At 56.9% G+C, this 12,359-nt stretch carries 8 protein-coding genes; 4 read left to right on the forward strand and 4 right to left on the reverse strand.

Features of this window, described 5'->3' with window-relative positions; genetic code table 11:
- Positions 1-125: 125 nt before the first annotated feature.
- The 3 genes from ACJO3M_RS14240 to ACJO3M_RS14250 form a co-directional block, all read right to left on the reverse strand.
- Complete coding sequence (locus ACJO3M_RS14240; protein ID WP_297796042.1) at positions 126-791, reverse strand: response regulator transcription factor; 666 nt, start codon at positions 789-791, stop codon at positions 126-128.
- Between the two features lie 45 nt (positions 792-836).
- Entirely contained in the window at positions 837-2,783 is a 1,947-nt protein-coding gene (acs, locus tag ACJO3M_RS14245) for an acetate--CoA ligase (RefSeq protein ID WP_407002060.1), read from the reverse strand.
- 325 nt (positions 2,784-3,108) lie between these two features.
- Positions 3,109-4,644 (reverse strand): fatty acyl-CoA reductase, encoded by a 1,536-nt coding sequence (locus tag ACJO3M_RS14250; RefSeq protein ID WP_407002061.1) that lies wholly within the window; start codon positions 4,642-4,644, stop codon positions 3,109-3,111.
- A 718-nt stretch (positions 4,645-5,362) separates the two neighbouring features.
- Here ACJO3M_RS14250 and ACJO3M_RS14255 point away from each other — a divergent pair.
- The 4 genes from ACJO3M_RS14255 to ACJO3M_RS14270 all read left to right on the forward strand — a co-directional run bounded on the left by ACJO3M_RS14255 (position 5,363) and on the right by ACJO3M_RS14270 (position 11,522).
- A complete protein-coding gene (locus ACJO3M_RS14255) occupies positions 5,363-7,351 on the forward strand; it encodes an HDOD domain-containing protein (RefSeq protein ID WP_407002062.1) in 1,989 nt (662 codons plus the stop codon).
- A gap of 20 nt (positions 7,352-7,371) precedes the next feature.
- The gene (locus ACJO3M_RS14260) at positions 7,372-9,543 is read left to right on the forward strand and encodes a putative bifunctional diguanylate cyclase/phosphodiesterase (RefSeq protein WP_407002063.1); all 2,172 of its coding nucleotides are present in this window, start codon (positions 7,372-7,374) and stop codon (positions 9,541-9,543) included.
- A 264-nt stretch (positions 9,544-9,807) separates the two neighbouring features.
- On the forward strand, positions 9,808-10,464 hold the full coding sequence (locus tag ACJO3M_RS14265; protein ID WP_407002064.1) for a class I SAM-dependent methyltransferase: 657 nt from the start codon (positions 9,808-9,810) through the stop codon (positions 10,462-10,464).
- Positions 10,465-10,514: 50 nt separating this feature from the next.
- Positions 10,515-11,522: a DUF2156 domain-containing protein gene (locus ACJO3M_RS14270; protein WP_407002065.1), complete on the forward strand. Its 1,008-nt coding sequence runs from the start codon at positions 10,515-10,517 to the stop codon at positions 11,520-11,522.
- On the opposite strand, the gene murI is transcribed toward ACJO3M_RS14270, so the two are convergent.
- Positions 11,500-12,348: a glutamate racemase gene (murI, locus tag ACJO3M_RS14275; RefSeq protein WP_407002066.1), complete on the reverse strand. Its 849-nt coding sequence runs from the start codon at positions 12,346-12,348 to the stop codon at positions 11,500-11,502. The genes ACJO3M_RS14270 and murI overlap by 23 nt on opposite strands.
- Between the last annotated feature and the right edge of the window lie 11 nt (positions 12,349-12,359).

Below are 12,359 nucleotides of genomic sequence, written 5' to 3' on the forward strand. Positions count from 1 at the left end.
TGGATGTGCTCGTAGCGTGCCCGTGGAAGACTCACCCGACCAGCACCCATCAACAAAAGCAGAGAGCAAAAAAAAACGGGAGCCCAAAGGCTCCCGCTTCATAACAAACCGAAAAAAGCTGAACGTCAGCTACCAGACAACGACTGATCCGAAGGATCAATCTCCATCTGCTGAATCGCAATCACCGCCTGAGTTCGATTACGAACCCCCAGTTTCCGGAACACCGCCGTAATATGCGCCTTGATGGTCGCCTCCGACACATCCAGATCATACGCAATCTGCTTGTTCAGAAGCCCCTCGGCCAACATACCCAGCACACGGAACTGCTGCGGCGTCAGCGACGCCAGCTTCTCGGAAAAATCCGTCATATCCGAATGCATCTGCTCGATTTTGTCCGCCACACCCTGTGGCAACCAGACATCCCCTTCCAGGACCGCCTGAATCGCCTCGGTAATGGTAGGCAGAGGCGCCGACTTCGGAATGAACCCCGACGCCCCGTAGTCGATCGAACGGCGCATCACCTGCATCTCCTCCGAGCCCGACACAACCACCACCGGCAACCCCGGATACTGCCCGCGCATAAACACGAGCCCCGAGAAGCCATGGGCACCCGGCATATTGAGATCCAGTAACACCAGATCCGCATCCGGATGCGACTCCACCGCCGCCTGCAGCGCCTTGATGCTGTCGACCTCGACTGTTTCCGCATCAGGAACCGCCTGGCTGACCGCCTGCTTCAATGCTGCACGGAACAGCGGGTGATCATCGGCGACGATAATGGTTTGTGTCATTCAACAGATTCCTCGCAGGTTACACGACCTGATCTCAAACAGGCCTTACTTGTTCTCACGACCGCTGATCAGGTCATCCACCACGCCCGGGTCCGCCAGTGTGGAGGTGTCACCCAACTGATCGTGCTCGTTCGATGCAATCTTACGCAAAATACGGCGCATAATCTTGCCAGAGCGGGTCTTGGGCAGTCCAGGCGCCCACTGAATCACATCCGGAGACGCAATGGGACCGATTTCCTTGCGTACCCACTGAACCAACTCCTTCTTCAGCTCGTCCGACGGCTCCTCACCGTGAACCAGGGTCACGTAGACATAAATGCCCTGCCCTTTGATCTCGTGAGGGTAGCCTACCACAGCCGCCTCGGCGACTTTGTCGTGGGCCACCAGAGCGCTCTCGACCTCGGCGGTACCCAGACGGTGACCGGACACGTTCAGAACGTCGTCCACCCGGCCGGTGATCCAGTAGTAGCCATCCTCATCACGACGGGCGCCGTCACCGGTGAAATACATGCCCTTGTAGGTGCTGAAGTAGGTCTGCTTGAAGCGCTCATGGTCGCCGTAGATGGTGCGCATCTGGCCGGGCCAGCTGTCCAGGATCACCAGGTTACCCTCGGTCTTGCCTTCCAGGATCTTGCCGTCATTATCCACCAGTGCCGGCTTCACACCGAAGAACGGCACGGTAGCCGAACCCGGCTTCAGGTCGACGGCGCCCGGCAGCGGCGAAATCAGGATGCCGCCGGTCTCGGTCTGCCACCAGGTATCCACAATCGGGCACTTACTGTTGCCGATAACACGGTGGTACCACTCCCAGGCTTCGGGGTTTATGGGCTCACCCACGGAACCCAGAAGACGCAGGCTGTCACGGGTGGTGCCATCCATGCAGGACTCGCCTTCCGCCATCAAGGCGCGGATGGCGGTAGGCGCTGTGTACAGGATGTTCACCTTGTGCTTGTCGACCACCTGCCCCATGCGGGAGGTATCCGGGTAGTTGGGCACACCCTCGAACAGAACCGTCGTGGCGCCATTGGCGAGCGGGCCATACAGGATATAGCTATGGCCGGTGACCCACCCGAAGTCGGCGGTACACCAGTACACGTCGCCATCGTGATAATCAAACACATACTGGTGGGTCATCGAGGTATAGACCATGTAGCCACCGGTGGTGTGCAGTACGCCCTTCGGTGCGCCGGTAGAGCCGGAGGTGTACAGCATGAACAGCGGGTCTTCCGCGTTCATCGGCTCCGCAGGGCAATCCGTTGAAGCGCTCTTCATAAGCTCTTCATAACTCTGATCACGGCCGTCTTTCCAGGGCACATCGCCACCGGTGCGCTTGACCACAATCACCTTGTCAACATTGGCGTTCGCTTCATTGCTCAGTGCCGCGTCCACGTTCTTCTTCAGGGGGATCTTGCGACCACCTCGAACACCTTCGTCGGCGGTAACCACAAAACGGGACTTGCCGTTGGCGATACGCGCGCCGAGGGCTTCCGGTGAGAAACCACCAAAGACAACGGAGTGAATAGCACCGATACGGGCACAGGCCAGCATGGCAACGCCCGTTTCAACAATCATCGGCATGTAGATGGTAACCACATCCCCCTTTTTCACGCCCTGAGCTTTCAGGACGTTGGCGAACTTACAGGTTTCTTCATACAGTTCGCGATAGGTCACATTGCGGGAATCAGCGGGATCGTCACCTTCGAAAATAATGGCGGTCTGATCGCCGCGCTTTTCCAGATGGCGGTCCAGGCAGTTGGCGGCAGCATTCAGCTCACCGTCTTCAAACCATTTGATGGAGAGGTTGTCGTAGTCGTAGGTGGTATTCTTGACCCGGGAAAACGGCTTGATCCATTCAAGGCGCTTACCGTGCTCGCCCCAGAACGCGTCCGGGTCCTCGATAGATTGCCGATACATATCTTCGTACTGATCACGGTTCAGCAGCGCATGTTTCGCCACCTCCGGACTTACCGGATAAACGTGTTTCTCAGTCATTGTGCTCCCCCTATAGTTTAGAGTCTGTTGTCATTATCGGTTTTGTAATACAGAGCTTGGCGGGCGCCTTGGCCCGGAAGACGGATACCTGTAGTTCAACATGTGTGCCACCACACAATGAATTAGACTAACGTCCTAATGTTACTGAACTTTTCTACGAGAAAGCAGCCAAATCCATATGAAAACAATGGGTAATCACGTTATGTGAGAGTCTGAGTAGAAGGATAGTCCTGTCGCAATGAACCGCAAGGTATGGAGACGGGGATCAACGGGAAGAGAAGGGAACGGAAATGCCCGGCCGGCAGGCCGGGCACCTCACTGGCCATCAGGCGGCCTTTTTTCGCGTTTTCGCACTGCGCAGACTGTACAGCTTACGCTCCTTCAGGGCGTACTGATTGAGGCCGGCCAGATGGATTTTGCGCAGATAGACTGACCAGTCGATCCGGCGGGCGTCTACCGGGAACAGCGCCTGATCCTGCTCTCCCATTCGGGAAGCCAGAGCTTGCAGCTCATCATTGCGGAAAATGTAATCCGGCGCCGTGTAGAAACCAAAGATGGTCGCCAGGGACCGGCTGGTATCCAGGTTCCGCAGCATCTTCAGTTCACCGTTCTGTCCCAGCATTCTCATGACCCGCGCGGTAACACTCAGCGGTACCCTCACACCACCAACAACCGCATCGAACAGCTTGCGATTCACCGCAATGAATGGCTTGGTCGGCTGGCGATAGAACAGTTGATCATAGGCAGCGTAATTGGCCTTGGATTCCGCCATCAGGTGATCAATGAACTCACCCAGTGAAATCGGATTACTGCTGCCGCTACAGCACTGATAAACCCGGCGCTGCGGTGATTCCGAGAGGGCTTCCGCCAGGGACAGAATAATGGCGTTGGCCACCATATCAACGGGAATCACGTCGATGACGCCGCTGCGCTTGCCAGGGAAGAGAGTCACCTTCTCGCGGGCGTAGGCGAGGATAATGGCGTCCGCCACTTTGACCCCTTCAATCCAGCCCGGAGCGGGTTCTTCCAGGGCGCTTTCGATGATGGACGGTCTGACGATAGTCAGCGCACGCTTATCCAGCGCCTTCATCAGCAGTTGCTCACCCAGCCACTTGGTGAAGGTATAGGTATCGCTCCAGCCGTAGTGATTGGCTTCCTGAATACCCAGATCAACCAGTTTCTTTTCCAGAACCTTGCCGGAGTACCGGGAACGGACGTCGGCAATCTTGTCTTCCAGGAGCCTGACCAGTTCCTCTATCTCATAGTAACCGGAGGTGCTGCGGGGAATGCTTTCACCGGCAGGTTTGATCACCGACTCGGTCACCTGGCCGGAATTCTTGCCATTCACGTAGCAGGTGGACACCTGGATAACCGCCATACTGCGGTTTTGCCGGGCCAGCTCTACCACATTGTTCAGGCACAAGGTGTTGATAGTCAGGGCCTTGTCCAGCTCTTCGCGGAAGTTCACGCTCGCGGCGGAGTTAATGAACGCATCCGTACGGCTGGCCAGCGCGCTGAAACGCTCAGGCGTCAATCCGAACCCAGGCTTCGTGACTTCACCGGTAATGCAGTGGATCCGCTCATCGATGAAGGTCTCGAAGGCGTCGTTGTCCTCCTGCCTTAACCTTTCAAAAACCGAGGAGGTGGCAATTTCGTGAAGGAAGCGCTCACGCGCATTCGGATGCCGCTTGTTTCCCCGGATCAGCAGATGTATTCCGCCGATATCGGGAACCGCACGAATAAGTTTTTCCAAAACAACCTTACCGAGAAAGCCGGTTGTGCCCGTTACCAGAACGTGCTTTCCCCGCAGCTGTTCCAGAACTGTGGAGGATGACTCTGATGTTTGAAGCTGCTGTACCATTCCGAGAACTCCTTCTCATAAATAATCTGTGGCCACGAATGCTTCTCTCCTGACGACCTGCCGCCCCACTGTGGAAATAAAGGAAGCACTGGAATAGCCGCTGCATTATGCGGGCCACTATCCGAAAGAACGCGGTTAATGTTTGCACGACTTCGATGACGGTGCGGTGACACAAAGCAAATTTACGCTACAAAAAGATACAATCAAATGAAAAAAGCTTTAGGTACGGGTATCCCGCAACAGAGAGGAAAATCAAATCAGGAACGATCGTTGTCAGCCGCCGCCATTGAGCGCACCAACTGATCCTGCTCGCCAGACAATGCCCTCACTCAAGAGAGGCCAGACCAGTCTGGATGATTTCAACTGTCGCGTCATCCACTGTGCGCCCCAACAGTGCAAATATACGGTTGAATGCCTCACATCGCAGCAGCGCGGCATCCTTCTCATACGCCTGCAACTCAGCCCGCTCTTCTATCAACTAACGCTTCTGTCCCTGGCACTGTCGGAAGATTGAGCAGGTTTTCATCCCGCCAAGCGGCACCAAAATCGCCATCAGAACCTGTCTAAATTCTACGCACATCACAAATTGGTGAACACAACGTTCAAAACTGCAGCAATAGCAGTTTAATAAATCCACGTTATTGTCTAAGCTCTTGACGGACAATAATAATGAACATGTCGTCAGAATATGGCGACACCAGGCGCTCACAGGTAGCCCATGCAAATTGCCCCAGACATCCAGTTACCGAGTCTTCCGGAGGTTACCCTGCGGGCACTGGAATCCTGCCGCCAGGACGACAATTACCGCAAGATCAGCGATATCGTCTCCACCGATACCGCGTTGGTCACCCGGGTGCTGGCGCTTGCCAATTCCGCACTTTACGGTCCCGCCACCAGGATACGCTCGATAGAGCAGGCCCTGATGCGACTTGGCACTCATCGCTTCCATACCCTGCTGATGACCACAGCTCTTCGGCAGATGTTGCTCGAACTGGGCGCAGACCAGTGGCAGCAGCTGCGGGATTTCTGGCGGCATTCTCTGACCACAGCGCTGACGGCCCGGGCACTGGCCAACCTCACCCGCTACCCCGAACCTGATCAGGCATTCATGTTGGGCATGCTCCACAACGTCGGCGAACTTGTTGCCCTGAAAACACCACCCGGAAACGCCCGCCAATACTATCTCAACCACCATGCTGACATTGCGGCGGCACTGGTCAGATCCTGGGGGCTCGGCAGCATGGCGGAAGACGCCATGCGCTACCAGCAGGTCCAGCCTTCGGAAGTCCAGAATGCCGGGCATCTGGTCAAACTGATCAGTCTTGCCACCCGGCTGGCTATGTGCGACGCAGCCGGTATCGCCGCCGTTGGCACAGTATTCGGACTGAGTGAGGAGCTGACCCGGGAAATTAACCGCCGCATCGACCGGGAAGTCTCCGACGTCGCGGAATCCCTGGGTATTTCCCTGAACGACGAATACTGTGCCACCGCGGCGCAGCGTCGATTAAAGCACGCCGTTCTTGAGCAGGCCATGACCAGCCATGCTCTGAACATGCCCTCTTTTGAGGGTGCCCCGGAGAGCGCGATGGCCGAAACCGTCGACAGCCTGACCCTGATCACCGGGCTGCCGGCACTGTGCTTTGGCAGCGAGGATGACGGGCTGACGCTGCTGTCCGGAACCATCGGCGACATTCCAGATCTGAACGTCGCGAGCGCCCCCGCCGCCAGCGTCCTGACCGAGGCCTTTACCCGGCAGGCAGCCGTGCACCTGGGACAACGAGATCAAACGGTTCTGGACCGGCAACTGCTGTCACTGCTACACACACCCTCGCTGCTCGCCCTCCCCCTTACCGTGGAAGGTAGCTGCCCCGGTGTATTTGTCCTGGGCACGGACAAAACAAACGCGGCCTCGGCCGAAAATATGGCGACGCTTTTCACGACCGAACTGGCTAAATCCCTGATCCGCAAAGGGACGGTGTCACCCCGCATCGGCACCCGGGATGATCAGCTAGAGGCGGAGCTTGCCCAACAGTCATTGCGACGGCAAATTCATGAAGTCACCAATCCACTGACCATTATTCGGCAGTATATCCATCAGCTTCGTCACCAACTCGACGATGCCGGCGTACATAACGAGCTGGACGTTATCCGGGAGGAACTGGACCGGGCCGGAGACCTGCTACTGCGAATCAGTCGCCCGGAGGCGTTCGGAGATACTGGTGATACCGTCCGTGCGACCCTGAATCAGGAGATTCACGCTCTCAAGGAACTTCTGGAAAACGGGCTGTTCGCCGAGGATAGCAAACAACTCACGACCTCACTGTGCAGGGAAAACACCGAGGTGACAGCCCCGCCATCGGCAATCCGACAGATCCTCATCAACCTGACTCGCAATGCCGCCGAATGCCTGGCCGAAGGGGGCAAAGTTTCCATCAGAACATCAGCCCCCGTCTGGCAGAGTGGCCAGGCCTGGGTTGAACTTGAAATTTCCGACAACGGTGGCGGCATTCCTGAACCTATCCGGAACACGCTGTTTTCACCGGTAGAAACCAGCAAGGGGAAAGGCCACAGTGGACTGGGCCTGAGCATTGTCAAACAGCTCATCGACGACATGGAGGGCAGCATCGCTTGCCGCACGGGGAATGAAGGCACGGTCTTCAGGATGTTACTACCCGCGGCAGGCAACCATAAGAACGATAACGATTGAAGAATAACAGGCAAACACCAATGACACCGGCTCACTCCGAACAGCCTTTCTGCGACCGGTTACCGGCGCGGGTTCTCGTGGTTGATGACGAACCCAGACTCCTGGCCAGCCTTGGCTCCCTGCTTCGCAGCCAGGAATACCATGTTACCGAAGCAGACGATGGCCAAAGCGCGTGTCAGTTGATCGACAGCCAGACCTTTGACCTTGCGATGCTGGATTTGCGCATGCCCGGACTGGACGGGTTTGACGTCATGCGGCACATCGCAGCGCGACAACCGGATTGCGGTGTTGTCGTAGTCAGCGGTGAAAGTTCCTTCGACTCAGTGAGCCGCGCCCTGCGACGAGGCGCTCTGGACTATATCCGCAAGCCATTTGATCCGGACGAGTTACTGGCCACCGTTGGCAGCGTACTGGAAAAGCAGGCCCTGCTTCAGGCCCATGAGCACATTCGCGGACGCCTCGAAAAATCCGAAGCGCTGCACCGCTATATCGTCAACAGCTCTCCGGACATCGTTTTCATGCTGGACGGAGACGGTCACTTCTGTTTCGTGAACAACAAGATCGAGAGCATGCTCGGATACCAGCCGCAGGAGTTACGCGGTCGCCATTTTCGCCACATACTCGACGACCGGGACGTGGCCCGGGGCACCTATGCTCTCAATGCCCCGAATATATCCGCAGACAATCCCCGCACCCTGGAGGTTCGCCTGAAAACCCGGGGCAGCCGTCGTGCCAACCGCCACTTTGAAATCACCGCCTTCCCGATTGACCCGGAAACCTGGCCCCAGGCTGGCGGCGACACACAGGGCAAATGCCGGGAGGCCCGCTATTACGGTACCGCCCGGGATGTCACGGAGCGCAAGGAAGCGGAAGCGTTTATCAACTTCCAGGCCTACCATGACCTGCTGACCCGCCTACCCAACCGTGCCCTGTTCAAGGATAGGCTTGAACTGGCCATTACCCACGCCCGGCGGGGGAACCAGAAGCTGGCGGTGATGTTCCTGGACCTTGATCGTTTCAAGGTGATCAACGACACCCTCGGCCACGCCATGGGAGACCGACTGCTGCAGGCGGTTACCCATCGCCTGGAGCGCTGTCTGCGCAAGGGCGATACCTTATCGCGGTTTGGCGGCGACGAGTTCACGCTATTACTGCCGTCCATCCGCAGCCACGAGGATGCGCGCCAGATTGCGAAGAAACTGATCAAAGCCCTGCGCTCCCCGTTTCAACTCGGCGAACACGAAGTATTTGTCGGCGTCAGTATCGGCATTTCCATTTTCCCGGAAGCCGGGGAAACCATGGATAACCTGATCCAGAACGCGGACATAGCCATGTACCACGTCAAGGCCAAAGGCAAGGACGGCTATCGCTTCTATTCCGAAAGCATGAGCATTGACTCGGCCAACCGACTCGGCCTTGAGCGTGACCTGCGACTGGCCCTGGAGCGGGACGAACTGCGGGTGTTCTATCAGCCCCAGGTCTGCTCAGACAGCAACCGCGTGATCGGCCTGGAAGCCCTGGTGCGATGGCAGCATCCCAGGCGTGGCCTGCTCTACCCCCGGGATTTCCTGCCCCTCGCCGAAGAGACCAGGCTGATCTCCCAGGTCAGCGAACGGGTCATGGATCAGGCCTTCCGGGATGTTGGTAACTGGATCAGGTCCGGCCACCACGACCTGCGACTGGCGGTGAACCTCTCTCCGATCCAGGTCGAACACCCAAAGTTTGTGGACAACCTGATGAACCAGGTCCACGCCAGTGGATTCCCGCCACAGAACCTGGAAATAGAAATTACCGAAAACCTGATCATGAACGACCTGGAGCAGATCAGCCAGAAATTGCGGGAGCTGGCAGATTTCGGCGTTCGCATCGCTATTGACGATTTTGGCACCGGCTACTCATCCCTCAACTACATTCACCGCCTGCCAATCCACACCCTCAAGGTGGATCAATCGTTCGTCAAAGCCATTCGCAGCGGCGAAGACGGCGCCTGCATCGTCAACGCTATCATTGCCATGGCTCACGGTCTGAAACTCGATATTGTGGCGGAAGGCGTTGAGACAAACGAGCAGCTGACCTACCTGAAGCAGCTCGGCTGCCACCAGATCCAGGGGTTTATCCATGGCGCGGCAAGGCCCGCCGAAGTAATCGGGAAGTCCCTGAACCGCCCGCATGCCAAGGCGGCCGCTCTCTGACCGCCGCCTGACTCATTCACCTGTTCCGTTCGCCCTCCATACAATTGTCCGACATTCCTATTATAAATGTTGACTTGGTTTGCAAAGCGTTTCACTGCGTTACTTTATGTATCCGGAAATGCGCGGTGCTGCACATAATTCCCCCTGCCTCTTCCCTAGAGTGAGATTCACAAGGCGTTGTCACCGGAAAGCCGACAGGCAGTCGAGCCAACAATCACAAAAACGGTGACAACATCCACAGGATCCGGACAGGCAGCAGTGATCATGCGCGACAAGTACAAATACATTGGCCCCGTTTACGATTTCCTCAGCAACCTATACAGCGGCAAAAATATCCACCGGTGCAAGACTGCCATGCTGGACGTGGAGACCGTAGGCCCCGGATCACGCGTTCTGTTTGCCGGGGTGGGCCACGGGCGGGACGCCATCAGGGCAGCAGAGCTCGGCGCCGACGTAACGGTGGTCGACCTGTCCGAAACCATGCTGCGCAAATTCGGGGAAGCCCAGGAGAAAGAAGCCCCCCACCTGATCATTCGCCGCATCCACAGCGACATTATGAAAGTCGAAGAGTTCGGGCAATACGACATGGTCGTTGCCAATTTTTTCCTCAACGTGTTTGACGAAGACATGATGGTGCGGGTGCTGGAGCATCTGATTCGACTGGGCAAGGCAGACGCCAAAGTGGTGGTGGGAGATTTCTGTTACCCCACCGGCAACCTCGTCGCGCGGATGTTCAAGAAAATGTACTGGTACATGGCGGTTTTCATATTCTGGCTGTTCGCCAACAACGCTTTCCACAAGATCTACAACTACCCCGAGCATATGCAGCGTCTCGGCCTTGAAGTCACCGAGAAGAAACACTTCAAGCTGCTGAACATGAACTGCTACTGGTCGATCCTCGGTCAGAAACAGGCGCAGTAACAGGCTCTCAAAGCACTCTCTGAACAAGAACAAACCGGGGGAGCATTCATATGTCAGACCAGATTCTTGCACTCGATGATATTCGTTCGCTGGACGAGGGCGCCTTCAGCTTTCCGGAACGTGTGGGCTACCTGAAAAAATACGGCGGCCATTCCCAGTCTTTTTCCACACTGCAGCCAGGCATGAAGTATTACGACATGGCCGGAGTCGGCTACGTCGCCTACATGCGCAAATGGGGCGGTACGTTTGTATTGTCGGACCCAGTCTGCGCTCCGGAGCACGTCGCCCTCATTCTGGAGCGGTTTCACAACCGCTTTCCGAATGCCTGTTACATTCAGGTCTCCAAACCGGTGGTGGACTTCCTGCATAGGCGTTTCGGGTTGTTTGGCACCCAATTCGGCAGTGAGTCCCGCATTGACCTGAAACACTGGACCCTGAGCGGGAAGAAAAAGCAGGTCCTGCGCACCGCCCTGAACCAGGCGGGAAAAAACGGGATCACCGTGAAAGAGCGGTTCAGCGACGACCATACCCGGGAAATCTCAGACGCCTGGATCCGCACCCGCAAGTGCAAAAGCAAGGAGATCCGGTTCCTGATTCGTCCCATGGAAATGGATTACCGGGAAAACGAACGTCACTTCTATGCCTACCAGGACGGCAAGGCGGTGGGTTTTATCTACTTTGATCCGGTTTACCGCAACAATGACATCGTCAGTTATGTACCCAATATTTCCCGGGCCAACGCCGATTTCAGACAGGGCATCTTTTATACACTGATGGCCCACGCCATGGAGGTGTTCAGGTCGGAAGGTGTGCCCTACCTGGATCTCGGGCTGATTCCGCTATCGCTGGACCCGGCTACCGAGCATCAGGAAAGCCGGTTGCTCAAGCGCTTACTTCATGGTCTCTATGAACGCGGAAATTTCCTGTACAACTTCAAAGGGCTGGAGTTCACCAAATCCCGCTTTCGCGGTGATAATTTCAAGACCTACTGCTGCCACCGCAAAACCATCCCGGCACTGGAATTCCTGGCCATGTTCAAGCTGACCCGGCTGTTGTAACCCCTTCATCACCGGGCCAGTGGCCCCGGATGTTATCCGGGGCCAACCCTGCCTGTTCCATGTAATGCCTCAACCCATCGGGCACTTCCCCGGAAAACAGAGCTGCGCATACCGCCCCCCCGGGCAGCGTTGACGGAGGCAAGGACACACCCTGCTGGCTCAGGAGCCACTCGGTGCGACGGGCAATGGCATCTCCGGAATCCACCCAGAAACGCACCTCCGGCAGGCATGCCTGGAGCTGGTCGCGAATCAGAGGGTAATGGGTGCAGCCCAGAACCACCGTGTCGACACCGGTTTCCCGGAACGGCTGCAAGGCTTCCTTCAGCGCCTGTTGCGGCAGGTCGTGCCCGATGACGGTGTTTTCAATCCAGCGCACCAGCTGCGGATGGCCGATGCGCTCAATCCGGCAATCAGCGGCAAATTCCTGAATCAATTCGTCCAGATAGGGGCGGCGGATAGTCGCCGGAGTCGCCAGGATGCCGATATGGCGGTTCAGACTGCACGCTGCCGCCGGTTTCACTGCCGGTACAACGCCCACCACGGGCACGGATGTCATTGCGCGCAGATCCGGCAGCACCACCGTACTGGCGGTATTACAGGCCACCACGATAACGTCACAGGGATACATCCGCAGTGCCCCGGAAATCAATTCCCGGCAACGCCGGATAACCACGGGTTCGGGCTGGTCACCGTAGGGAAAACCGGCATTATCCGCGACATACACCTGCTCGGCGTACGGCAGGCGCTGCCGGATACAGGCAGACACACTGAGACCACCAATACCGGAGTCAAAAACCAGAATACGCGGTACCGTCACACCATCCATCCCGACAGTTT

This window comes from Marinobacter alkalisoli (genome assembly GCF_045449795.1).
GTDB lineage: Bacteria > Pseudomonadota > Gammaproteobacteria > Pseudomonadales > Oleiphilaceae > Marinobacter.

Excerpts from the sequence above, each read along its gene's own strand:
- ACJO3M_RS14240 (WP_297796042.1), bottom strand. The coding sequence starts at position 791 with ATGACACAAACCATTATCGTCGCCGATGATCACCCGCTGTTCCGTGCA.
- murI (WP_407002066.1), bottom strand. The coding sequence starts at position 12,348 with ATGGATGGTGTGACGGTACCGCGTATTCTGGTTTTTGACTCCGGTATT.
- ACJO3M_RS14260 (WP_407002063.1), top strand. The coding sequence starts at position 7,372 with ATGACACCGGCTCACTCCGAACAGCCTTTCTGCGACCGGTTACCGGCG.
- acs (WP_407002060.1), bottom strand. The coding sequence starts at position 2,783 with ATGACTGAGAAACACGTTTATCCGGTAAGTCCGGAGGTGGCGAAACAT.
- ACJO3M_RS14255 (WP_407002062.1), top strand. The coding sequence starts at position 5,363 with ATGCAAATTGCCCCAGACATCCAGTTACCGAGTCTTCCGGAGGTTACC.
- ACJO3M_RS14265 (WP_407002064.1), top strand. The coding sequence starts at position 9,808 with ATGCGCGACAAGTACAAATACATTGGCCCCGTTTACGATTTCCTCAGC.
- ACJO3M_RS14270 (WP_407002065.1), top strand. The coding sequence starts at position 10,515 with ATGTCAGACCAGATTCTTGCACTCGATGATATTCGTTCGCTGGACGAG.
- ACJO3M_RS14250 (WP_407002061.1), bottom strand. The coding sequence starts at position 4,644 with ATGGTACAGCAGCTTCAAACATCAGAGTCATCCTCCACAGTTCTGGAA.